General features: G+C 67.3%; 20 protein-coding genes. 13 read left to right on the top strand and 7 right to left on the bottom strand.

All coding sequences use genetic code 11. The features are described from left to right. The 5 genes from VNN77_15020 to fdhF form a co-directional block, all read left to right on the top strand. A partial coding sequence (locus tag VNN77_15020; GenBank protein ID HXG52706.1) for a 2-oxo acid dehydrogenase subunit E2 occupies positions 1-640 on the top strand: 640 nt, incomplete at its 5' end. Further along, a complete protein-coding gene (locus VNN77_15015; GenBank protein HXG52705.1) occupies positions 637-909 on the top strand; it encodes an acyl carrier protein in 273 nt (90 codons plus the stop codon). The genes VNN77_15020 and VNN77_15015, both read left to right, overlap by 4 nt. Before the next feature lie 59 nt (positions 910-968). Beyond that, positions 969-1,868: a universal stress protein gene (locus VNN77_15010; protein ID HXG52704.1), complete on the top strand. Its 900-nt coding sequence runs from the start codon at positions 969-971 to the stop codon at positions 1,866-1,868. A gap of 77 nt (positions 1,869-1,945) precedes the next feature. Continuing rightward, positions 1,946-3,676, top strand: a complete 1,731-nt coding sequence (locus VNN77_15005; protein HXG52703.1) for an NADH-ubiquinone oxidoreductase-F iron-sulfur binding region domain-containing protein — start codon at positions 1,946-1,948, stop codon at positions 3,674-3,676. Further along, complete coding sequence (fdhF, locus tag VNN77_15000) at positions 3,669-6,476, top strand: formate dehydrogenase subunit alpha (protein ID HXG52702.1); 2,808 nt, start codon at positions 3,669-3,671, stop codon at positions 6,474-6,476. Before VNN77_15005 ends, fdhF begins: the two co-directional genes overlap by 8 nt. 43 nt (positions 6,477-6,519) lie before the next feature. On the opposite strand, the gene VNN77_14995 is transcribed toward fdhF, so the two are convergent. From VNN77_14995 to VNN77_14980, 4 genes are read right to left on the bottom strand one after another with little or no spacing between them, the layout of a single operon-like run. After that, entirely contained in the window at positions 6,520-7,620 is a 1,101-nt protein-coding gene (locus VNN77_14995; GenBank protein ID HXG52701.1) for a Glu/Leu/Phe/Val dehydrogenase, read from the bottom strand. Beyond that, entirely contained in the window at positions 7,617-8,573 is a 957-nt protein-coding gene (locus VNN77_14990; GenBank protein ID HXG52700.1) for a thiamine pyrophosphate-dependent enzyme, read from the bottom strand. The genes VNN77_14995 and VNN77_14990 overlap by 4 nt, the downstream gene beginning before the upstream one ends. Next, entirely contained in the window at positions 8,570-9,793 is a 1,224-nt protein-coding gene (locus VNN77_14985; GenBank protein ID HXG52699.1) for a pyruvate synthase, read from the bottom strand. The genes VNN77_14990 and VNN77_14985 overlap by 4 nt, the downstream gene beginning before the upstream one ends. Next, positions 9,790-10,680: a 2-oxoacid:acceptor oxidoreductase family protein gene (locus VNN77_14980; GenBank protein HXG52698.1), complete on the bottom strand. Its 891-nt coding sequence runs from the start codon at positions 10,678-10,680 to the stop codon at positions 9,790-9,792. Before VNN77_14980 ends, VNN77_14985 begins: the two co-directional genes overlap by 4 nt. Positions 10,681-10,937: 257 nt before the next feature. Here VNN77_14980 and VNN77_14975 point away from each other — a divergent pair, with 257 nt between their 5' ends. The 5 genes from VNN77_14975 to VNN77_14955 all read left to right on the top strand — a co-directional run bounded on the left by VNN77_14975 (position 10,938) and on the right by VNN77_14955 (position 14,464). After that, positions 10,938-11,435, top strand: coding sequence for an Hsp20/alpha crystallin family protein (locus VNN77_14975; protein ID HXG52697.1), 498 nt, complete (start codon positions 10,938-10,940; stop codon positions 11,433-11,435). Positions 11,436-11,485: 50 nt separating this feature from the next. Beyond that, positions 11,486-12,391 (top strand): universal stress protein, encoded by a 906-nt coding sequence (locus tag VNN77_14970; GenBank protein HXG52696.1) that lies wholly within the window; start codon positions 11,486-11,488, stop codon positions 12,389-12,391. Between the two features lie 22 nt (positions 12,392-12,413). Further along, on the top strand, positions 12,414-13,289 hold the full coding sequence (locus VNN77_14965) for a universal stress protein (GenBank protein ID HXG52695.1): 876 nt from the start codon (positions 12,414-12,416) through the stop codon (positions 13,287-13,289). A gap of 156 nt (positions 13,290-13,445) precedes the next feature. After that, positions 13,446-13,931: an adenosine-specific kinase gene (locus VNN77_14960; protein ID HXG52694.1), complete on the top strand. Its 486-nt coding sequence runs from the start codon at positions 13,446-13,448 to the stop codon at positions 13,929-13,931. 35 nt (positions 13,932-13,966) lie between these two features. After that, a complete protein-coding gene (locus VNN77_14955) occupies positions 13,967-14,464 on the top strand; it encodes a LapA family protein (GenBank protein HXG52693.1) in 498 nt (165 codons plus the stop codon). Between the two features lie 431 nt (positions 14,465-14,895). On the opposite strand, the gene VNN77_14950 is transcribed toward VNN77_14955, so the two are convergent. Both VNN77_14950 and VNN77_14945 read right to left on the bottom strand, forming a co-directional pair. Next, complete coding sequence (locus VNN77_14950) at positions 14,896-18,414, bottom strand: HAD-IC family P-type ATPase (GenBank protein ID HXG52692.1); 3,519 nt, start codon at positions 18,412-18,414, stop codon at positions 14,896-14,898. After that, positions 18,411-18,707, bottom strand: coding sequence for a hypothetical protein (locus VNN77_14945; GenBank protein HXG52691.1), 297 nt, complete (start codon positions 18,705-18,707; stop codon positions 18,411-18,413). Before VNN77_14945 ends, VNN77_14950 begins: the two co-directional genes overlap by 4 nt. 356 nt (positions 18,708-19,063) lie before the next feature. Here VNN77_14945 and VNN77_14940 point away from each other — a divergent pair, with 356 nt between their 5' ends. The 3 genes from VNN77_14940 to VNN77_14930 all read left to right on the top strand — a co-directional run bounded on the left by VNN77_14940 (position 19,064) and on the right by VNN77_14930 (position 20,679). Continuing rightward, complete coding sequence (locus VNN77_14940) at positions 19,064-19,528, top strand: universal stress protein (GenBank protein HXG52690.1); 465 nt, start codon at positions 19,064-19,066, stop codon at positions 19,526-19,528. Positions 19,529-19,832: 304 nt separating this feature from the next. Beyond that, on the top strand, positions 19,833-20,153 hold the full coding sequence (locus VNN77_14935; GenBank protein HXG52689.1) for a zf-TFIIB domain-containing protein: 321 nt from the start codon (positions 19,833-19,835) through the stop codon (positions 20,151-20,153). A gap of 19 nt (positions 20,154-20,172) precedes the next feature. Continuing rightward, a complete protein-coding gene (locus VNN77_14930; GenBank protein HXG52688.1) occupies positions 20,173-20,679 on the top strand; it encodes a BCAM0308 family protein in 507 nt (168 codons plus the stop codon). Between the two features lie 13 nt (positions 20,680-20,692). Here VNN77_14930 and ilvA read toward each other — a convergent pair whose 3' ends face one another. After that, positions 20,693-21,901 carry a threonine ammonia-lyase gene (gene ilvA / locus VNN77_14925; GenBank protein ID HXG52687.1) on the bottom strand — a complete coding sequence of 403 codons (1,209 nt, stop codon included), beginning with the start codon at positions 21,899-21,901 and terminating at the stop codon, positions 20,693-20,695. Positions 21,902-21,945: the final 44 nt, after the last annotated feature.

The following is a 21,945-nucleotide window of genomic DNA, read 5'->3' as shown; positions in this document are numbered from 1 at the left end:
CGCCGCCGCCATGGCGCGCTCGAAGCGCGAGATCCCTCATTACTATCTGTCCACGACCATCGACATGCACCGGGCGCTGGAATGGCTCGCCGGGGAGAACGCCCGGCGTCCGGTCACCAGGCGGCTGCTCCATTCCGCGCTGCTGATCCGGGCGGTCGGGCTGGCGCTGCGCGAGACCCCGGAGCTCAACGGTTTCTGGATCGACGGCGGTTTCAAGCCGGGAGAAGGCATTCACGTGGGTGTTGCGGTCTCGTTGCGGCAGGGTGGACTGGTCAATCCGGCCATTCACGACGCCGACAAGAAAGGGCTCGACGAGTTGATGGAAAACCTCCTGGACCTGGTCAACCGGGCGCGCACGGGGCATCTCCGCAGCTCCGAGCTGGCCGCCGGCACCATCACGGTCACGAGCCTGGGCGAGCAGGGAGTGGAGAGCGTCTTCGGCGTGATCTACCCGCCGCAGGTGGCGCTGGTCGGCTTCGGAAAGATCGTGGAACAGCCACGGGCCGTGGGCGGATTGCTCGGCATCAGACCGACGCTTACCGCCTCTCTCTCGGCGGATCACCGCGCGAGCGACGGACACCGAGGCGGACGTTTCTTGATCGCCGTCGACCGCTTGCTGCAGGAGCCCGAAAAACTATGAAGAGCGTGAGCGAAGCGGAAGTGAGGGAAACGGTGCTCAGGGTGCTGGGGAACGTGGCCCCCGAAGCGGACGCGTCATCGATCGATCCCGAAGCCGATTTGCGCGACCAGATCGATCTCGACTCGGTCGATTTCCTGAACTTCGTGATCGGTTTGCACCGGGAGCTCGGCGTCGACATTCCCGACGCCGACGTTCCCAAGCTGAGAACGCTGCGCGGATGCGTCGCCTATTTGATGGCGCGCGCCCGCGACGCCGTATCCGCCGGCTAGGGCGGAAGGAACCGCAATGGATCGCGCGCGGCTGAGAAGCCGGCGCGAAGGAGGGTCCGATGTACACGAGGCTGCTGATTCCTCTCGACGAATCGACGCTCGCCGAGCAGGCGCTGCCCTACGGCCGGACGCTGGCCGAAACGCTGGCGCTGCCGGTCGAGCTCGTCGAGGCCGTCGACCCGGAAGCCTACTCGGCGATGCTCGATCCGGGTCAGGGCCGGTATCTCGATACCCTCGTGGCCGACGGCATCGAGCGCGGCCGGCGCTACCTCGAACGGATCGCGTCGTCGTTCGCCGGCACCCGGGTGAGCTGCTGGGCGGGTGTGGGGAAACCCGAAGAGACCGTGATTGGCAGAGCCGCCGCGGACAGGGGCACGCTGATCGTCATGGCTACGCACGGCCGCTCGGGCATCCAGCGCTGGCTCCTGGGCAGCGTCGCCGAAAAGGTGGTGCACGGGGCGGCGAACCACGTTCTTCTGATTCGGGCCTCCGAGCGGCCGCCGCCGGCGGAGCGCGCCGTGCTCGAAAGCGTGATCGTGCCGCTCGACGGCTCGCCGGTGGCGGAACAGGCGCTGCCCAGCGTCGTCGAGCTGGCCCGGCGGATGAATCTCAAGGTGATTCTGCTGCGGGCCTATGCGCCGCCGCCCGCCGCCACCGCCGACGAGCACGGGAGCTACTTCGAGAAGCTGATCGCCCAGATCGAGGAAGAGGCGCGGCGCTATCTCTCGGCGCAGGCGGAGGCGCTGGAGGCGAAGGGCCTGCGCGACGTCGCCGTGGCGGTGGAGCTGGGCTACGGCGCGGAGGAGATCATCACGCTGGCGCGAAAAACGCCGAACAACCTGATCGCCATGTGCACGCACGGGCGATCGGGAGTCGGGCGCTGGCTTCTGGGAAGCGTCACCGAGAGGGTGGTGCGCCACTCGGGGGATCCGGTCCTGGTGATCCGCGCCCAAGGTTGACGGGGGCTCGATCCCGACAAGGCAAAGGCCGCGGCGCAGGCGGCCGGCGGGATGGGCTTGTGCCGCCGAGGGAGACGATGACGAAAAGCAGAGGCGCCGCTCCGCCGCGGGGTGCGCGCACGGACCCGCGCGTCGACGCCGCGATCGCAGAGCACGGCCGAAGCCCGGAAGCGATCCTGGCGATCCTGCGGGAGATCCAGGCACGCAATTGCGGTTACCTGGACGCCGGACTTCTCGGCGCGACGGCCGATGCGGTTGGGACGAGCGACGCGCGCGTTTATAGCGTGGCCTCGTTCTATTCCCGGCTGTCGGTTCGCCGGCGAAGGCCCAGGCAGTTCTGGCTTTGCGACGGTCCGATCTGCCGCCTGAAGGGAGCGGCGGCCGTGCACGCGGCCGCCGCGGCGATTTGCGGCGAGGAGTGGAGCGTGGAGCGCGCAAGCTGCCTGGGTCTCTGCGACCGTGCCCCGGCCGCGCTGCTCGGCCTCGAGCCTTGCGGCCCCGTGGCGGCGGGGGATGTCGCCTCCGTTCTCGCGGGCCGGCGCGGCGATATGCCGGACTACGGCGAGGCGCGCGCGGGCGAAACGCGCGTGGCGCTGGCCCGGCTCGGACGAATCGATCCCGACTCGATCGAAAGCGCCCTGGGCGCCGGGGCCTATCGGGCCCTCGGCGCCGCTCTGCGGTCGCCCTCGGCTGCGGTGCTGGATGCCGTCGAGCGCGCCGGACTGCGCGGCTGCGGCGGCGCGGGTTTTCCGGCCGGGCGCAAATGGCGTATGGTGCGCGACGCTCGAGGGCTGCGGAAATACGTCGTCTGCAACGCCGACGAGTCGGAGCCCGGCGCTTTCAAGGATCGCGTGTTGATGGACGGCGATCCGCACCTCCTCCTCGAGGGCATGGCGCTCGCGGCCTACGCCGTCGGCGCCGGCCACGGCATGATCTACATCCGCGGCGAATACGATTGGATCGCAGAGCGCCTCGAGCGCGCGGTCGCCCAGGCGGAAGAAACGGGCTGGCTCGGGGACGATATCCGGGGAAGCGGGTTTTCGTTCCGGGTTCAAGTGCATCGCGGCGCAGGCGCCTACGTCTGCGGCGAGGAGAGCGCGCTCTTGAGCTCGCTCGAGGGCGGGCGCGGCGAGCCTCGGGTCCGGCCGCCGTATCCCACGACGCGCGGCTATCGCGGGCAACCGACCGTGGTGAACAACGTCGAGACGCTGTGCCAGGTGCCCGCGATCGTCGAGCACGGCCCGCAGTGGTTTCGCTCGCGCGGGACGCCGGGCAGCCCCGGCACGAAGATCTTCGCGCTCACCGGCTGCATTGACCGGCCGGGAGTGTTCGAGGCGCCGCTCGGGATTACGCTGCGCCGGATCGTCGAAGAATTCAGCGGCGGTCTTACCGCAGGGTCGAGCTTCAAAGCCGCGCTCACGGGAGGCGCGGCGGGAAGCTTCGTTCCCGCCTCGCTCATGGACGTGCCGATCGACTTCGACTCGGGGAAGAACGGGGTGATGCTCGGCTGCGGCCCGATCGTCGTCCTGGACGAGTCGGTGTCGATTCCCGACTTTCTCGCCTCGCTGCTCGGCTTTTTCGAAAAGGAGTCCTGCGGCAAATGCACGCCTTGCCGCGAGGGCACGCGCGAGGCCCGCCGTCTGAGCGAGCGGCTCGCCCGAGGCGGCGCTGCGCCGGGCGCGATCGGAGAGCTGGAGCGGCTGGCGCGGCAGATGCACCTCACCTCGCTTTGCGGGCTGGGCCAGTCGGTGGCCCTGCCCGTAGAGAGCGCCGTTCGATACTTCGCCGCGGAGTTTCACGGTGGCTGACGATCAGAAGGGCAGTCCGGCGACGATTCGTTTGACGGTCGACGGGCGTCCCGTGACGGCCCGGGAGGGAGACAGCGTCCTCGAAGCGGCGCGTGCGGCGGGCGTGATCGTTCCTACGCTCTGCTGGCATCCCGATCTCTCCGTCGACGGCTCGTGCCGCCTCTGCGTCGTCGAGATCGAGGGTATGCGCCTTCCCGCGACCGCCTGCTCGACGCCGGCAAGCGAGGGGATGATCGTGCGCACCGAGACGCCCGCGCTCGCCGAATCGCGCCGTTTCGTCCTCGGGATGCTGCTCACCCACTATGCCGACGCCGGCTACGCCGCGGGCGATCGCGACGAGACCGAGTTCACGCACTGGCTGCGCCGCTACGGCGTCCGCATCCCCGGCGCCGCCCCGCCGATCCTGCGCGATCGCCCGAACAGCGACCCCAACCCGTTCGTGTGGGTGGACTGGAACAAGTGCATTCTCTGCACGCGCTGCGTCCGCGCCTGCGCCGAGATCCAGGGCCGCTTCGTCTGGAGCGTGGGCTACCGCGGCGCCGAGGCCCGGATCATCGCCGGTCTGGACACCACGATGCTCGAAGCCCGCTGCGAGTCGTGCGGCGCCTGCGCGGCCTACTGCCCGACCGGAGCGCTCGACGACAAGCCGTCGGTGGGCCTCGGCAGGCCCGAGAAAACGGTCGGCACGACGTGCGGCTACTGCGGCGTGGGCTGCAGCGTTGATCTCGACGTGAAGGACAACCGGATCGTCCGGGCAAGGTCGAGTCGCGCCGCGGCGGTCAACGGCATGCACCTGTGCGTGAAGGGGCGGTACGGCTACGATTACGTGCACCATCCGGAGCGGCTCGCGCGCCCGCGCGTGCGCCGCTATCTGCTCGAAGGCGGAACGAAGCGCAGCGCCGCGGGAGGGGCGCTCGAGTGGGTGGAAACGGACTGGAGGACGGCGCTCGGGCTCGTCGCCGAGAAGCTCGTCGCCGTCAGACGCGAATCGGGCCCCCAGGCGACCGGGTTCCTGGCGTCGGCGAAGTGCACGAACGAGGAGAACTATCTCGTGCAGAAGCTCGCGCGCCAGGCGGCGGGGACGAACAACGTCGACCACTGCGCGCGTCTGTGCCACTCCTCGACCGTCGCCGGCCTGGCGGCGGCGTTCGGCTCGGGCGCGATGAGCAACTCGATGGACGACGTCGCGCGCGAAGCGCGCGCACTGCTGATCATCGGCTCCAACACGACCGAGCAGCATCCGGTGTTCGCCAGCCGGATCCGCCAGGCCGTCCTGCGCCGGGGCGTGAAGCTGGTGGTGGCCGATCCGCGCAGGATCGACATCGCGGAGCTCGCGGCGCTGCACCTGCGGCAAAGGCCTGGAACGGACGTCGCGCTCCTGAACGGCATCATGCGGATCGTCCTGGAGAACGGCTGGCACGATCACCGCTTCGTCGAAGAGCGCTGCGAGAATTTCGCGGAGTTCCGGGCGACGATCGAGAAGTACCGGCCGGAGCTGGCCTCCGAGATCACCGGCGTTTCCCGGGAAGACCTTTACCGCGCGGCGGAAATCCTGGCGCGCAACAGGCCGATGGCGGTGATCTGGGGTATGGGCATCACGCAGCACACGACCGGCGTCCTGAACGTCCTCAGCCTGGCGAATTTGCAGATGCTGCTGGGGAACATGGGGGTGGCCGGCGGCGGCGTCAATCCGCTTCGAGGCCAGAACAACGTCCAGGGCGCCTGCGACATGGGCGCTCTGCCCAACCTCTTTCCGGGCTACCAGCCCGTGACCGACGCCGGCCCTCTCGGGAAGTTCGGCGCCGCGTGGGCTCTGGACGACGGGCGCGCGCTCGACGCCAGGCCCGGGCTCACGGTGACGGAAATGGTGGAAGCGTACGGCGCGGGAACGCTCCGGTTCCTCTACGTCCTGGGCGAGGACCTGGCGATGACCGAGCCGGATATCGCGCATGCGCGCCGCTCTCTGGCCTCGGGCGAATTCCTCGCGCTCCAGGAGATCTTCCCATCGGAGACCGCGGCGTTCGCCGACGTCCTGCTCCCCGGGGTATCGTTCGCCGAGAAGAAGGGGACCTTCACCAACACCGAGCGGCGCGTCCAAATGGTGCGCCCGGCGGTCGATCCTCCGGGCGAGGCCCGCCAGGATTGGGAGATCGTGGCCGGGCTGGCCCGCCTGGTTCTGGAAATCGAAGGGCGGCGACCCGCCGGGCCGCGCGCGGGCTGGGGCTATCGCGACACCGCCGAGATCATGGACGAGATCGCGGCGCTCACGCCCTCGTATTCGGGCGTGAGCCACTCCCGTCTGGAGCGCGGCGAGAGCCTTCAGTGGCCGGTTCGGGATCGCGATCATCCGGGCACGCCGATCCTGCACGTCGGCCAGTTCGCCCGCGGCCGCGGGAGATTCCATGCGGTCGATCATCTGCCGCCGGCGGAGCTTCCCGACAAGGACTACCCGTTCGTCTTGACCACCGGGCGGGTGCTCTACCACTGGCACGGAGGAGAGCTCAGCCGCCGGGCGAAGGGGCTCCTGGAAGTCTATCCAGAAAGCCTTGTGGAGATCAGCGCCGAAGACGCCGCCAGGATCGGCTTGAACGGCGATCGGTTGCTGCGACTCAGGTCGCGCCGCGGCGAAGTCCTCGCCCGGCCCATCGTCACGGACCGGGTCGCGCCGGGGATCCTCTTCGGCAACTTTCACTTTCCCGGCGAGCACAACATCAACAACCTGACGATCCGCGCCCTCGATCCGGTAGCGAAGATTCCCGAGTACAAGGTCTGCGCGGTCGCGATCGAAGCAGCGGATTGAAGCGCGCCGCCCCATTCTCGGGGAACGGGCGATCCCGGGCGCCTCAGCGGCGGTATCCCGCCGCACGGCGCACTCGCGTCTCGGCGAGCTCGACCGCCGCTTCCCGGGGTAGCCGTCCTTCCTTGCGCGCGCGGGCGAGCACTTCGGCCGTGTTCGCGCGGATCTTTTCGTCGATCGTCTGAAACGCCTGGCTCTGCGTCCCGCCGTGGTACTCGACCGCGGCGCAGATCACTCCTCCGGCGTTGGCGATGAAGTCCGGAATCACCAGGACGCCTTTCTCGTGGAGGACCCGTTCGGCTTCGAGCGTGAAGGGGATATTGGCTCCCTGCGGAACCAGCCGGGTCCTGAGCCGGTGGACGTTGTCCCTGTGCACCACGTCGGGGCGCGCGGCGGGGATCCAGATCTCGCACTCGACGTCGATGATCCGGTCCGGGGGAAGCCGCTCGCCGTCCGGATAATCGGCGACGCTCATGCCGGACTCCTTGAGCGCGATCAACCGGCCCACGTCGATGCCGCGCGGGTTGACGATCGCACCGCGGGAGTCGCAGGCGCCGACGAGCACGGCGCCTTTCTCGGCGAGAAAGCGCGCGGCGTGCTTCCCGACCGAGCCGAAGCCCTGGATCGCCATCCTGGCCCCTTTGAGCGCGAAGTCGCAGTACGGGAGCGCCGTCTCCACGCTAGCCGCGAGCCCCCATCCCGTGGCGCCGATCTCGTCGAGCGGGATCCCGCCGATCTCCGGCGGCAGGCCGACGGCGCGGCCGATCTCGTCGTGGATCCACGCCATACAGCGCTCGTCGGTACCCATGTCCGGTCCGGGGATGTATTCGGCGAGATCCAGGATGGCGCGCGCGAAGGCGCGGATCAGTTCTTCCTTGCCCTCGGGCGCCATCTTCGGGTCGCCGAAGAGGACCGTCTTGCCGCCGCCGTGCGGCAGGCCCGCAGCCGAGTTCTTGAGAGTCATGGCGCGCGCAAGCCGGAAGGCTTCCTCGGCGCTCACGTCGGGCGCCATGCGGATCCCTCCGATCGAAGGGCCGCGGGCCACGTTGTCGACCACGACCACCGCCTTGAGGCCCCGTTTGGGATCGTAGACGTGCACGACCTTGATCGGGCCGAGCTCGTCGGCGAAATCGAAAATGTCTTTCATGGCGTCTCTCCCGGCGCGCGCCCGCCTCCGGGGCGCGCGGCTTTCCAGTATTCGTCGACCGCGCCCTGGATGAGCGCGATCGCTGCGTCATCCCGTTTCGGCTCGAAGAGATGGCGGAACCTGCCCTGGAGCGACAGATATTGCTCGACGGGTTTGAACCGGCGCGGCACGAAAGTGTGGGAGACCTCTCCGTGAACCGCTTCCTTGAGCGGCCAGATGCCGGTTTCCACCGCGAGACGGGCGAGCTCGACCGCCCATTCGGAATCCACGTCCCAGCCCGGAGGGCAGGGGGCGAGCGCGATGAAAAGCTTGGGGCCGGCGAACTTGGAAGCGCGGAAAACTTTTTCCGCCAGGTCCAGGGGATAGGCGGCGGAGAGCGTGGCGACATAAGGCGGCTTCTGGGCCCGCCAGATCTCGAAGAGGTCGCGGCGAGGCGCGGGATTGCCGCGCGGCGACAAAGGCGCGATCGGGCAGGTGGCCGTGCGCGAGCCGTAGGGCGTGCTCGCGGAGGTTTGAAACCCCGTGTTGCCGTACGCCTCGTTGTCGTAGCACAGATAGTAAAAGTCCAGGCCGCGATGGATCGCCGCCATCGTCGATTGCAGGCCGATATCCTGAGCCGCTCCGTCGCCCGTGAGCACTACCACCTTGCGGTCGCCCGCGCCGAGCTTTCCCTTCTCCGCGAGAATGTCGAGCGCGTCGCGCACGCCCTGCGCTCCCGCCGGCGCGGACGCCATGGCGGTATAGATCCACGAAGAGCGCAGGGGAGTGAAGGGATAGGTGGCGAGCAGGGTGCAACAGCCCGCCGCGTTGACGAAGACGGCGTTCCCGCCGAGCGCCTTGTGAAAGAGCCTCAGGGCGAGCAGGCCGCCGCAGCCGGCGCAGAGCGGCCCGCCGGGGCCGAGGGGCTCCTCGCGCGGCAGGGTCCTCAGGCTCTTGTAGCGCTCGCGCTTCACGTCGTCGCTCCCCCGGCGATCGCGAGAAGGCGTTCGATCTCGCGCGCTTCCTCTTCGGTGAAAAGCCAGCACGCGCGCGCGGTGTCCGCGGGCGGATTTTCGAGCCGCTCGAGCATCGCGTCGAATTCGCCGGGCCGGAAACGCCGCCCGCCGAGCCCGCCGATGAACGAGAGCAGCACGGGCGGCCGGTCGGCGAGGCCGTAGAGGGCGCTGGAAATCTCGCTGAACAGGACGCCGCCCTTGCCGACCGAGATGTTCTGGTCCACCACGGCCACCCCTTTGCGTCCCGCGAGAAGGCGCCGGAGCTCTGCGTGCGGGAAGGGGCGGAGCATGCGCAGGCGCACGAGGCCCACCTTTTTCCCTTCGCTTCGCAGGCGCCGCACTTCCGCCTTTCCCATCGCGGCGAACGAGTTGGTCATCACGATCGCATAGTCGGCGTCGTCGAGCATGAACGGCTCCACGGCGGCGTGGCTGCGGCCGAAGCGGCTCGCGAACTCGGCCGCGATCTCCGGGTAGAGCTGCAGGGCGGCTTCGGCCGCGAGGTGCATCTGGTGCTTGAAGTAGGTGTAGAGGCTGGAATCCAGAACCGCCGCGCCGAAAGCCACGGAGCCCGGATCGCAGAGCGCGGGATATGCGGGAGCAAAAGCCGGCAGGAACGCGCCCGCCTCTTCGGGAGCCGGCAGATCCACCGCCTCGCGCGTGTAGGAGAGATAGAATCCGTCGAGGTTGACGATCGCCGGCAGCAGCACCCGCTCGTGCTCGGCGAGCCGATAGGCGATGAGAATGGAGTCGAGCACCTCCTGGCAGCTCTCGGCGTGGAACTGGAGGAAGCCCGCGTCGCGGGCCGAGAGCACGTCGCTGTGGTCGGGCTCGAGGGTCAGCGGGTGCGCCGGGCCGCGCGAGACGTTGACCAGAACCAGAGGCAGGCGCAGCCCGGCGATGGCGTAGAGCATCTCGAAGCCGAAGAGAAGCCCCTGGCTGGAGGTTGCGGTGAAGACTCTCACGCCGGTGGCCGCCGCCGCTCCCGCGGCGGTGAGCATCGAGTGCTCCGAGTCCATCGTCACGATGCGCGCGCGCATCTCGCCGGCGTGGATCCAGCGCGCCAGAGTCTCGATGATCTCGGTTTGCGGCGTGATCGGAAACGCCGGCACGTAGTCCACGGCGGCCAGCCGGGCGGCCCACGCGGCGGTGGCGTTGCCGGTGAGCAAGGCGCGGCTCATGATGTCGCCTCCGGCCCGCGGCCGACGGCGTCGGTCGGGCACTCGCGGTAGCAGGTCATGCAGCCCTTACAGTGCTCGTAGTCGATGTGAGGGAAGTCCGACGCGTCCAGCCGGATCGCGGCTTCGGGACAGTAGAGATAACAGAGAAAGCAGCGCTTGCATCTCGCGAGATCGATCCCGGGACGCTCCGTCCGCCAGCTGCCGGTACGGCGCAGGGCCGCGGTCTCGGGCCGGCGGACGGTCGGCCCGCAGAGCCGCGCCGCAAGGGGCGGCTCGTAGGGCTGCGAGGGTTGCGCCCGACGAGGCTCTCGCGCGGCGAGGCGGATCGCCGGGGCCGCCTCGTAGGCCTCGGCAGCCACGGCCTCGTTCTGCCGCAGCGCCTCCGGGCTCGAGGCGAACTCCGCCAGCTCGATGCGAATTGCGGCGAGCAGAGCGGCGAGGGCAATCGTCGGAATGCATTTGGCGGCGACGGCCGCCGCCGCGGCGCTCACCAGCGGGCGTCCGGTCAGCCGGCGGGCGATGCCGTCGAGGTCGAGCAAGACGTATCTCGCCTCGGGCAGCCGGGCGATCTTTCCCGCACCGCTCGGCGCGAGATTGACGAAAACCGGAGTGCGCGCGCCGATTCCTCCGAGGACATGCGTTCCGGGGTCGGCGAGAAGAGAGAAGTCCATGACCACCAGGATATCGGGCTCGTCGACGTGGCCCCGCCGATCGATAGGGGTGTCGGCGAGGCGCGTACAGGCGACCACCGGAGCGCCGCGGCGCTCCGGGCCGAAGAGGGCGAAATCCTGCACTTCGAGACCGGAAAGAAAACCGCTTCGTCCGAGAATCCGGCTCGCGATTCGCGCTCCCTGCCCGCCGCGCCCATGGAAGCGTACGGCGATCATCGTCTTTCTCCGGTTTCCGAGGGGGCAATCTTGGTGCCACTGACGGCCGACCGAGAAGCCTTATATTCTGCGGACCTGCCGGCCGTCCGCGGCGCTGTCTCCGGCTCTTGCTTGCAGTGGTGCAAGGAACCAGCCGCGCGTTTATCAAGGTTGCGAAAACGTATGGGAGAAAAGCGATTATTGCATGCGAATCCGGTGGCACAGAGCTTGCGGGCGACCATGTCATCGATCTATTTCCACAGAGGGAGGTCAACCCCATGGCCAAAAAAGAGAGGGAGAGGGAAAGAGCCGGCGGGGAACTGGAGCCGTGGCGGCCTTTTGGCGAGCTTACCCGTTGGGAACGGGAGATGGAGCGCTTTTTCGACGAGATGTGGGGAGGGAGGACGCGTCCCTGGTGGCGCCGCCGGCGGCCTTTTGCCGTGGAGATCTCTGCGCCCCCCGTGGATTGCTACGAGGACAAGGACGACGTGGTCGTGAAGGCCGAGCTTCCGGGGATCGACAGGGAAAACATCGAGATAAACCTCACAGATCGCATGCTCACGATCAAGGGAGAGAAGAAAAGGGAAGAAAAGATCGAGGAAAAAAACTACTACAGGGCGGAGCGGTCGTACGGATCGTTCGTCCGGAGCGTCGAGCTGCCCAGAGAGGTCCAGGCGGAAAAAGCGAAGGCGAGCTTCAAGAACGGGGTTCTGGAGATCAGGATTCCAAAAACCGAAGAGGCGAAGAGAAGGGAAATCAAGGTCAAGGTCGACTAGAGACGCGCCCTCGCCGGCGCGGCGGCGCCTTCCAAGGTGAGGAGGGACCTATGTACAAGCGGATACTGATACCGCTGGACGGATCGAAAACGGCCGAGCAGGTGCTCCCCTACGCCCGCTACTTCGCCCTCAAGCTCGGGATCCCGGTAGAGTTTCTGGGCGTCGTCGATCTTGCCGCGCTGGCGTCCTCCGTGTCGCCCGACAAGGCCCGGTTTCTCAACACGATGATCGACGCGGGAGTCCGCGCCAGCGAGGAATACCTGGAAAAAGTGGCGCAGGGCTTCTCCGGCGTCGCCACGCGGTGCACGGTGCGCAAGGGCAAGGCCGAGGATACCATCATCGAGGCGGCCGCGGCGGACCGGGACACGCTGGTCGCGATGGCGACCCACGGCCGGACGGGCCTCAATCGCTGGGTGCTGGGCAGCGTGACCGAAAAGGTTCTTCGCGGCGCCTCGAATCCGCTGCTCGTGATCCGCGCGGGCGAGGAAGGGGGCGTGGCCGAGCCCGCGCTCAAATCCGTCCTCGTCCCGCTCGACGGCTCCGAGCTGGCGGAAGGCGTGCTCGGCACGGTCGTCGAGCTGGCGCGGATCCTGGATCTGGAGATCATCCTGATGCGCGCGTATCACGTCCCCGCCAACACTTACGCGGGCGCCGAAGACTACTATGCGGTCAACTACGAGGAGGTCCTGGCCTCTCTCCGCGACGAAGCGCGGGACTACCTGGACAAGATCACGCAGGACCTCAAGGCCCGGGGCGTCGCCCGCGTATCGTCCGTCGTGCCCGAAGGCTATGCCGCCGATGAGATCATCGCGCTGGGGCGGCGGCTCCCGGACAACCTCATCGCCATGTGCACCCACGGGCGGTCGGGCGTGAGGCGCTGGGTGCTCGGAAGCGTGACGGAGCGAGTGGTGCGCCATTCCGGCGATCCGGTCCTGGTTCTGCGCGCCAAAGGCTGAGCGTTCTTCGGAAGCGAAGGCGATGTACGGGAAAATCATCGTTCCGCTGGACGGCTCCAGGCTCGCCGAGCAGATTCTTCCCTACGTGCGGTGGTTCGCGTCGGCCTGCGACGCCCGCGTGGAGCTCCTGCTCGTCAACGACCCGGACGTCGCGACCGGATTTTTTCCCCCACTCGAGGGAGGCGGTTATCTCGAGCAGGTTCGCGACCGCTATCTGCGCTCCGTTTCCCGGGTGGACATGGTCACCGAAACCGGCAAGCCCGCCGCCGTGATCGTGGATCGGGCGGGGGCGGGAACGGACTCGTTGATCGCGATGGCCACCCACGGCCTCTCAGGGATCCAGCGCTGGCTGCTGGGAAGCGTCACGAGCAAGGTCGTCCAGGCGGCGCGAGCTTCGTTGCTGCTGATCCGGCCCGCCAAAGGCCAGGACCCGAGCGCGGACATCCGCCTTCGCACGGTCTTCGTTCCCCTGGACGGTTCCGCTCTGGCCGAGAACGCTCTCGCGCGGGCGGTGGAGCTGGCGCGAAAGACGGATCTGGAAATCCATCTCGTGCGGGTGTACGGGCTGCCTCCGGACGCCTACATCCTCGGCGACGGTGTCTACATGAATGCCCTGATGCAACAGCGGGAAGCGATCCGGCGGGAAGCCGAGAGCTACCTCGAAAGCAAGGTGGAGGAGCTGCGAGCTCAGGGGCTCGAACGGGTGCTGTCGAGCGCCATCGCCGGAGATCCTGCGGGCGACATCATCGACCTGGCTTCGCGGACCCCCGACAACCTGATCGCGATGTCGACGCACGGCCGCTCCGGGATCCAGCGCTGGATCATGGGCAGCGTCACGGAAAAAGTCGTCCACTATTCCAGGGACCCCGTGCTGGTGGTCCGGCCCGCGGGCGGCTGAGATCCGGCGCTTTTCTGCGCTCCCGGAGGAACCCGCCTTTCGCGCGGCGGACCTCTCGCGGTCGGGCGCGGCCGCGCAGGCTCTTTGCCGCTTCCGCCTCGTTGTGCCAGAATGACGGCGCCGCGAAGCCAAACCGGCTCGCAAGGAGGGCCGCCGATGCAGCTCCACACGGTCAAGATCGAGAAGCCGGACAGCGTCAACTTCATCCTCGGCCAGAGCCACTTCATCAAGACGGTGGAAGACATCCACGAGGCGGTGGTGCAAAGCGTTCCGGGCATCAAGTTCGGCCTGGCGTTTTGCGAATCGTCGGGGGAGATGCTCGTCCGCTGGAGCGGGAACGACGAAGCGATGCTGGAGCTGGCGAAGCGCAACGCTCTGGCGCTTTCCGCCGGCCACAGCTTCATCCTGTTTCTCGGGCCGGGCTTCTTCCCGATCAGCGTTCTCAACGCTGTCAAGATGGTTCCCGAGGTCTGCCGCATCTTCTGCGCCACCGCCAACCCCGTCGAGGTCGTGATCGCGGAGACCGACCTGGGAAGGGGTATCCTGGGGGTGATCGACGGCGGCAAGAGCAAGGGCGTCGAGGACGAACGGGGAATCGCCTGGCGCAAGGGTTTCCTGCGCACCATCGGCTACAAGCTCTAGGCTGCGACCCGGCCGGTCGGAACCCGAGAGACCTCGTGCCCTTGCGGACGGTTGCAATTCTCGCCCTCTCTGCCGCGATCGCTCTTTTCGCCGCGGCGAACTGGAGCGCGTTCACGGCCCCGACGAGGCTCACGCTGGGCTTCGCCGCGGTCGAGGCGCCGCTCGGCCTCATCATGCTCGGAGCGACTCTGCTCCTGGGCGTCTTGTTCCTCGTCTCGGTGGTCTACCTGCAGGGCTCGGCGTTGCTGGAGGCGCGGCGCCACGCGCGCGAGCTTCAGGCCGAGCGCGAGCGCGCCGAAAACGCGGAGGCGTCGCGCGCCGGCCAGCTCCGCGAGCACCTTGATCGCGAGCTTCAAAAGCTCAGGCAGCTCGGCGAGCAGGCGCGCGCGGAAGTGCTCGAGAAGCTGGCCGAAACGGAGCGCGAGCTGCGCGCGGCAATCGAGGAATCGACCAACGCGCTCGCCGCCTCGCTCGAGGAGCTGGAGGACCGGCTCGAGCGCGAAGTGGAAGAACGAGACCGGAGCCGACGCTGAACGCCCGCACCGCCTCGCGCTCGAGCCGGATCAGCTCCCCGACCTCGTCTTTCAGGGCGTCCTCGATGTACTCCGAGCGGAAGAGATCGAGGCGGTCGACGCAAACCATCCGGTCCGGGGTCCAATCGGGGGTCCGTTTCTCGACCGTCTCGATGATCGCCGGCCTGAGGATCTCTCCGGGGATCATCTCGCTGAAAGGGCGGACCCTGCGGCGATGAAAGCACGGGCGGTCGGGTGGTCGGGCCATGGCGCTTCCCTCCTCCGATTTTAGCGGTTCGATCGTTCAAAAGCTCTAAATTCGACGCAAGACTCGCTTCGCTCTGTTCAGGCCGTCGCCGCGTGGGGCGCGGCAGGGACGCGAGACGTCGGGCTCCAGGCTCCGGACGGGCTTACCGCTCCGTCAAGGCTTCGAACCCGGACTTCGAACCATATCAACCGAGGAACTCCAGCCCGTATCCCTTGCGCCGATAGTATTTCTTCGTCTCCTCGAAGGCGAACAGCAGCACGGTTCCGCTGAACGCGAAGAGATAAACGTGCCAGGGAACCGGCGCGAAGAAATAGATCCTGGCGAGCGGCGTATAGAAGAACAGGTAACAGAGCACGAGCTCGAACAGGATGCCGAGGTCGATCAGAGGATTGGAGACGAAGTTGAAGAGGATGGGGTGGCGTTCGAGGAACGCGGCGAGCCGGCGGGCGAGCGGAACGATGAGCGGGCGCTCGAGCTTCACGAGAAGCTGAGAGAGCGCCAGGCAGAGGCAGCGAAACGGGAACAGGGCGAGCTCGCCGGCCAGCGCGAAAAAAGCGCACGCGGCGTTAGGCTCCGCACCGCCCCTGACGTGGTACTCGATCTTGATCCGGGCGGTGTATCGCGGCGGCCTCCAGGCGGCGATCGCGGCGAGCGCTTCACGGCGCCGAAGCGGATGGAGGAAGTTCGTCGAAAAGAGGGAACTCTTCCACGAACGCTTGCAAAGCACGTTGGCGATCTGGGTGGTTACCGTCGGGAAAAAGTAAGCGGTCAAGGTCTGCAAGTAGGCGGGGGAGGCTTCCTCGAGCCGCAGCCCGGGGGGCGACGGCGGCATGGAAGCGAGGCTTTCGCCGGGGCGCCAGACGCCGAGCACCCAGCCCATGTAGTAGTAGGTCGCGTAGCAGCTGAGCGCGAGCAGAGTCCCCTGCACGAAGTAGGATTGCAGGATGAACGGCAGCGAGAGAAGCCTTTCGTCCCGCCTCCGGGGCGGCCGCTCCATGATGCCTTCCTCCGGCGGCTCGATTCCCAGCCCCATCGCCGGAATGAGGTCGGTGCCCACGTCGACGGCGAGGACGCCCATCACGGTCATCGCCAGCGGCATGCCGGGGAACAGGACCCAGAAGATGTAGGGGTACATCTCCTGCGGGTTGCTGTTGAGCACGTAAGCGGCGAACCGCTTGATGTTGTCGAAAATCGCCCGCCCTTCCTCCACGGCCGCGACGATGGAAGTGAAGTTGTCGTCGGTCAGGATCATGTGCGCGGCTTCCCTGGCGACCTCGTTGCCGCGCAGCCCCATCGCGATGCCGATGTCCGCCTTCTTGAGCGCGGGCGCGTCGTTGACGCCGTCCCCGGTCACGGCGACGATCTCGCCCATCTGCTTGAGCGTCGAGACGATGCGCAGCTTATGCTCGGGCGCGACCCGCGCGAAAATCGCCTCGCCCTTCTCCAGGATCGCGCGCAGCCGGGCGTCGTCCATTTCGGAGATCTCGGCGCCGGTGTAGGAAGGGGGTGAGCGCTCGCCGCCCAGGCCGATCTGGCGGGCGATGCTGGCCGCGGTGAGCGCGTAGTCGCCGGTGATCATGATCACGCGGATCCCCGCCGTGTGGCAGGCGCGGATCGCCGCCGGAACCTCGGGCCGAACGGGGTCCGAGAGGCCGACGAGACCGAGGAACACCAGGCGCGTCTCGACTTCCGCGCTCTCGTAGGATGCACCGGCCAGCTCCGAAGCCTCCCGGTAGGCGAAGGCCAGCACCCGCAGGCCGCGGTTCGCCATCGTGTCGTTCTCTTCGAGGATGCGGCCGCGGTCGGCTTCCGTGAGCGGGCGCACCTCGCCGTTCCAGCTGATGCGATCGCATCGCTCGAGCGTTTCGAGCGGCGCACCCTTGACGTAGACGACCGGCTCGCCGCGGTGGTGCGGCCTTACCACCACGCTCATCCGCCGGCGGATCGACTCGAACGGGTTGACGTGGATGCGCTGGTGCACGCCGCGCAGGCCGGCCTTTTCCGCCAGGCAGACGAGCGCGCCTTCGGTGGGATCGCCGACCACGCGGTACTCCGTCCCGCGTCTTTCGAGCCGGGCGTTGTTGCACATGAAAGCGCAGTCGAGCAGGCGGCGCAGGCTTTCCCAGCGGGAGACATCCTCCCTGGAGAGCTTTCGCCCGTCGACGGTGAGATCCCCCTCGGGCCGGTAGCCCGTTCCGGAAACCCGCACGGTCTTGCCGTCCACGGCGACTTCCGTGGCCATCATCAGGTTCTGCGTGAGCGTACCGGTCTTGTCGCAGCAAATCACCGTGGTGCAGCCGAGCGTCTCCACCGAGGGCAGGCTCTTGACGAGAGCGTGGCGCCTGGCCATGCGCTGCACGCCCATCGCCAGGGCGAGCGTGACCGTGGGAAGCAGCCCCTCGGGCACGTTGGCGACGAAGATGCCGATGAAAAAGACGAAGGCTTCGATAAACGAGAGACCGGCGACGAACCATCCCAGGAACAGAAATCCCAGCCCCAGGGTGCCGGCCAGGGCGGCGATCGAATAGACGGTGCCGCGGAGCTGGTTCTGCAGAGGACTTCTCTCCGTCCGGATCTCTCGGGTAAGGTGGGCGATCTTGCCGATCTCGGAGCTCATGCCTGTGCCGAAGACCACGGCCCGGGCCCGGCCGCGCACCAGCGCGGTCCCGGCGAAGACGATGTTGGGAAGCTCGATCCAGAGAAACCGGCCCGGGATCAGCACAGGCTTGTCCGATTTGTACCGGCGCGCCGGCGTCGATTCGCCGGTGAGCGAGGAATTGTCGACTTCGACCTCGAAGGCCTCCACCAGGCGGGAGTCCGCCGGCACGAGGTCGCCTTCCTCGAGCGTGATCAGGTCGCCGGGGACGAGCTCGGCGGAGTCGACCTCGATCAGCTCGCCGCCGCGGATGACGCGGCACTTGTGCGCGATCATCTGCTGCAGCATCTCGACGGCGCGGTCGGACCTGTATTCCTGGAAGAACGCAAAGAGACCGTTGATCACGATGACCGCGAGAATCGCGACGCCGAGCTGGGGAAGGTCGACTCCCGGGAGGAAACAAAGCGAGGCGGCGATCCAGAGCAGCACGGCAAAGAAGCTGAAAAGGTTGCGCACGAGCTTGAGCTGCCAGGGGTCGCGGCGGCCGCGCGGCAGGACGTTCGGGCCGTAACGGGCAAGCCGCCGGCGTGCCTCTTCGGGGCTCAACCCGGCGGCGAGGTCGGTTTGCAGCTCGAAGGCGATCTGCTCCTGAGAGAGATTGAGATAGGTCGGCAGCGCGGAACGCTGCTCCGCGCGTGCAATGATCTGCAATACCCGGCGGGCGTCCCGTTGCGCCAGAAGCTCGTCGCGGATCGCGGGAAGCAGGGATGAGATGCGCTGGAGGAGCTGCAAGTGCTGCGCGGTCTGGGCGGCGGGACTGGCGAAAAGCAGCACCGCGTGGACGCGATGTTCGTTGAACGAAAGGCCCTGAGGAGAGAGACCGAGGATCAGCTCCGGTGCTGCAAGGCCCTCGATCCTCAGGTGAGGCACGGCCACCCCCTGGCCGATGTAGCTGTAGCGTTCGTTGAGCCGATCCCGCGCCTGGAGGTGAAATTGCGTCGCGAGATCGGGAACAGACGACCTGCGGCAGAGCCGGTCGATCGCGTCCGCCATGCTCCCGGTGAGACCGAAAACGATTTTCTCGGGTTGCAGGCGTTCGGCGATCATGGCCGCTGCGGCGGCCGGATTTCCTCCGGCAGTCGCCGCTGCAGAGAGCGGCCAGCCGAGTGGAGGAGCGCGGCGGAAACGACGACAAGCAGAATCTCGAGCTGCCCGACGCTTCCCGGATGCGTCGCGGCGCGGACGATCAGCAGGCAGGCAAGCACGGCGAGGTGCCTGGCGACCCGGGTCGAGAGCAGCGACCAGGCGAGCCTCGAGGGCAGGCGGCCCAATCGGCCCCGCGTTCTGGCCTCATCTGCACCCCGCGCCCCGGCCGGCTGCGAGTCGAGCGGTCGGTTCATGGTATCGCGGGGGAGGTCCCTGTACGCCTCCCGCATGACGGACAGCACAGAGCGTGCCAAGCTTTTCGGGCCGGTTTCGCGGGTTTCGGACCTTCCGGTGTCCATCTCGTTGTCTGTATCCCGACAAAACAGCTCGAGTTCGAAGTCCAAGGTGTGGACCGGAGGCCAGAGATCGAAGATTGCCGCGGCCACGGCCCGAACGGAGCGAAGCGGTTGAACGGCTTGAAAGTTTTGAACGCAACCCGCGCTCCGGGCACGGCCCGAGCACGATTGGGACGAGTCTTGCATTAAACGCAGCGCAGCGGCAGGGCTGAATAGCGGCGTAACGGCCCGTAAAGCCCTCGCGGGGCGACGGCATGCGCAAGGTCGCAAAGATTCTGGCGCCTACCGACTTTTCCGAGCTCGGCTGGGCAGGGGTGCGCTGCGCCTTCGAAACGGCGAAGTCGCAAGGGGCCGAGGTGCTGGTCTACCACGTCATTGCGGTCGGCGACGGTCTTTTCTCCAGGGACGACGAATCCAACCCGGGTCTCGCGCTGGTGCCCGAAGAGCAGCGCCGGCTGGAAGCCTACATCGAAGAGCATTTTTCGGGTTATCGCCCCGCGGTGAGGATTCGCGCGGTCGTCGAGCCGGGGAGCCCGCCCAGGCGGATCGTCGAGAAGGCCACCGAGGAAAAGGCCGACCTGATCGTCATGTCAACGCACGGCCGAACCGGGCTGAATCATATCCTGCTCGGGAGCGTCGCGGAAAAGGTGCTTTCCGCCGCGCCCTGCCCGCTCCTGGTGATCCCGCGTGCGGCCGCTGGAGGCTCGCCGATGGTCTGAGCTTCGCACCTGGCCGTCGGCCCGTTTCTGCGGCATTGCGACATGCTCCGCAACGAGCTTTTCCGGGAGCAGCGCGGTCAACGGCAGGCGGAGCGACAAGGCTCTGTCGCGATATCAATATCGGGAAAAGCGGCCTCGCAGAACTGAAAAAAATTCCCTTTCTTTTTCTTATTATCGACAAAGCTGAGACTCGGGTAAGATCGTCTCGGTACCGTAAGCTCGTGTTTTTTCGCCGGAAGGGCGCAGGGCAGGGCGACCGCGTTGGCATCGAAACTGCGACGAAACCGGACCGGGAGGAGAGACCATGGCCGACGAAAAGGACAAGTTTGGCGAGACGATGAAGCTCGTCGAGCGGGCGAAGGAAGATATCTATTTCGCGGAACGCGACCGGGAGCTGATCGAGAGGCTCAGGGCGCAACTCAAGAAGGTGGAATCGGCCGCCGTCTTTCGTTGCCCGAAGTGTCCGGGAACTCTGGACAGCTACACGTTCCACGGCCTGCTTCTCGATCGGTGCCGCGACTGCGGCGGCGTCTGGATGGACAAAGGGGAGCTCGAATCCCTCGTCAGGAAGATCGGTCGCGGTCCGCTGGGAGAATGGATCGACAAGCTGACGGGCAAGCAGTAGGCGCGGAGGCAGTCGGGTCATGAGATCGCCCAAGAGGTACAATACCGCATACAAGAAAAAGGTTGACGTCGATCGCGACACTTACCTACCGCGCCTTGCGCCCAAGGGGACGTTCCGGTGCGGCGGATGCGGGGCTTATTACTACCGGCGCCGCTGGAGCTTGATCCCCCCGGCGGGCTCCGCCGGGCCGATCCCGGTCAACCGCAAATACTGTCCGGCGTGTCGCAAGACGAAAGAGAGATATCCGAACGGGGAGCTCCACCTGCTCAACGTGGAGGCGGCCGACCGCGGCGAGATCCTCAACATTCTCAAAAACGAGCAGGAGAGGGCGCAGCAAAAGAATCCGCTGGAGCGGATCATGAACATGGAGCAGGCCGCATCCGGCTGGAAGGTGGAAACCACGACGGAAAAGCTCGCGCAGAGGCTCGGGCGCGCCATCCGCAAGGCGAAGGGCGGCAGGCTCGCCTACAAATGGTCGCACAACAATAAATTCGTGCGCGTTTTCTGGGAAAAGCCATCCGATTGACGCCACAGGCGCGCTATTGCTCGATCTTGAACCTGAAGCCTTCGGCGCCGAGAGCGGCACGCAACTGCTCGATGTGCTCGGGGCCGGTGGTTTCGAGCGTCAGCTCGACCTCGGTTTCGCCGATCGCCACCTGTCCGAACCCGCGGGAATGGCCGATCTGGAGGATGTTGGCTCCCGCTTCGGCGATGGTCCGGGTGAGCCGGGCGAGGCTCCCGGGGCGGTCCGAAAGAACCACGGAGAACCGGCACAGCCGCCCGTCGCGGATGAGCCCTTTCTCGATGATTCGGGAGATGAGGTTCATGTCGATGTTGCCGCCCGAGACGAGGAGCGCGACCTGCTTGCCGCGCAAATCGACCCTGCGGTTGAGCAGCGCCGCCAGCGGCACGGCGGCCGCGCCCTCGGCGACGGTCTTCTCGATCTCCAGCAGCACCAGGACCGCGTTGGCGATCTCGCCTTCGCTCACCGTGACCACGTCGTCGACGTACTTCTGCACGAGCGGCAGCGTGAGCTCGCCCACGGCGCGCACCGCGATGCCGTCGGCGATCGTCGTCCCGGGATCGATCCGGACGACCCGGCCTTCCCGCAGCGCCGCCTTCATCGACGGGAGCGCCTCGGCCTGAACGCCGATCACGCGAATCTTCGGGCTGAGCGTCTTCAGCGCGACGGCGATGCCCGCGATCAGGCCGCCGCCCCCCACCGGGACGAGCACGGCGTCGAGGTCGGGGTTCTGGTCGTAAAGCTCGAGGCCGATCGTTCCCTGCCCCGCGATCACGCGCGGGTCGTCGAAGGCATGGATGAACGCCGGCCCGCCTTCCGCGCTCAGCCGGCGTGCTTCGGCGAAGGCGGACTCGTAGTCGGTGCCGTGCAGCACCGTCCGGGCGCCGAAACGGCGGACCCAGGTCACCTTGATGAGGGGCGCCTGCACGGGCATGACGATGGTCGCCGCGATGTTCAACCGCCTGCTGTGGAAGGCGACGGCCATGCCGTGATTGCCGGCGCTCGCCGCGATCACCCCGCGGGCGGCCTCCTCGGGAGGGAGCGTGAGGAGCCTGTTGAGCGCTCCTCTTTCCTTGAAGGAGCCGGTCATCTGGAGGTTTTCGAGCTTGAAGTAGACCCGGGCTCCCGCCATGTTGCTCACCGTCTCCGAGTGGGGGAGCGGGGAGAGGTAGATGCGCGAGCGAATCCGCTCGTGCGCCTCGCGAATGTCCTGGAGCGTCACCACGGCCCGTCAACGTTAAAATGAACCCGGTTGCTATGCAAGGGAAA

This window comes from Candidatus Zixiibacteriota bacterium (genome assembly GCA_035574315.1).
Classification (GTDB): Bacteria; Desulfobacterota; Binatia; order UBA9968; family UBA9968; genus DATLYW01.
The sequence above is the reverse complement of the archived record's forward strand: the minus strand, read 5'-3'. Positions and strand labels throughout refer to the sequence as shown.

Bases quoted from the DNA above. Each gene is read 5' to 3' on its own strand.
- VNN77_15010 (HXG52704.1), top strand. From the start codon at position 969: ATGTACACGAGGCTGCTGATTCCTCTCGACGAATCGACGCTCGCCGAG.
- VNN77_14940 (HXG52690.1), top strand. From the start codon at position 19,064: ATGCGCAAGGTCGCAAAGATTCTGGCGCCTACCGACTTTTCCGAGCTC.
- VNN77_14945 (HXG52691.1), bottom strand. From the start codon at position 18,707: ATGAACCGACCGCTCGACTCGCAGCCGGCCGGGGCGCGGGGTGCAGAT.
- VNN77_15005 (HXG52703.1), top strand. From the start codon at position 1,946: ATGACGAAAAGCAGAGGCGCCGCTCCGCCGCGGGGTGCGCGCACGGAC.
- VNN77_14965 (HXG52695.1), top strand. From the start codon at position 12,414: ATGTACGGGAAAATCATCGTTCCGCTGGACGGCTCCAGGCTCGCCGAG.
- VNN77_14995 (HXG52701.1), bottom strand. From the start codon at position 7,620: ATGAAAGACATTTTCGATTTCGCCGACGAGCTCGGCCCGATCAAGGTC.
- VNN77_14970 (HXG52696.1), top strand. From the start codon at position 11,486: ATGTACAAGCGGATACTGATACCGCTGGACGGATCGAAAACGGCCGAG.
- VNN77_14935 (HXG52689.1), top strand. From the start codon at position 19,833: ATGGCCGACGAAAAGGACAAGTTTGGCGAGACGATGAAGCTCGTCGAG.
- VNN77_14950 (HXG52692.1), bottom strand. From the start codon at position 18,414: ATGATCGCCGAACGCCTGCAACCCGAGAAAATCGTTTTCGGTCTCACC.
- VNN77_14980 (HXG52698.1), bottom strand. From the start codon at position 10,680: ATGATCGCCGTACGCTTCCATGGGCGCGGCGGGCAGGGAGCGCGAATC.
- VNN77_14960 (HXG52694.1), top strand. From the start codon at position 13,446: ATGCAGCTCCACACGGTCAAGATCGAGAAGCCGGACAGCGTCAACTTC.
- VNN77_14975 (HXG52697.1), top strand. From the start codon at position 10,938: ATGGCCAAAAAAGAGAGGGAGAGGGAAAGAGCCGGCGGGGAACTGGAG.
- VNN77_14930 (HXG52688.1), top strand. From the start codon at position 20,173: ATGAGATCGCCCAAGAGGTACAATACCGCATACAAGAAAAAGGTTGAC.
- VNN77_15015 (HXG52705.1), top strand. From the start codon at position 637: ATGAAGAGCGTGAGCGAAGCGGAAGTGAGGGAAACGGTGCTCAGGGTG.
- VNN77_14985 (HXG52699.1), bottom strand. From the start codon at position 9,793: ATGAGCCGCGCCTTGCTCACCGGCAACGCCACCGCCGCGTGGGCCGCC.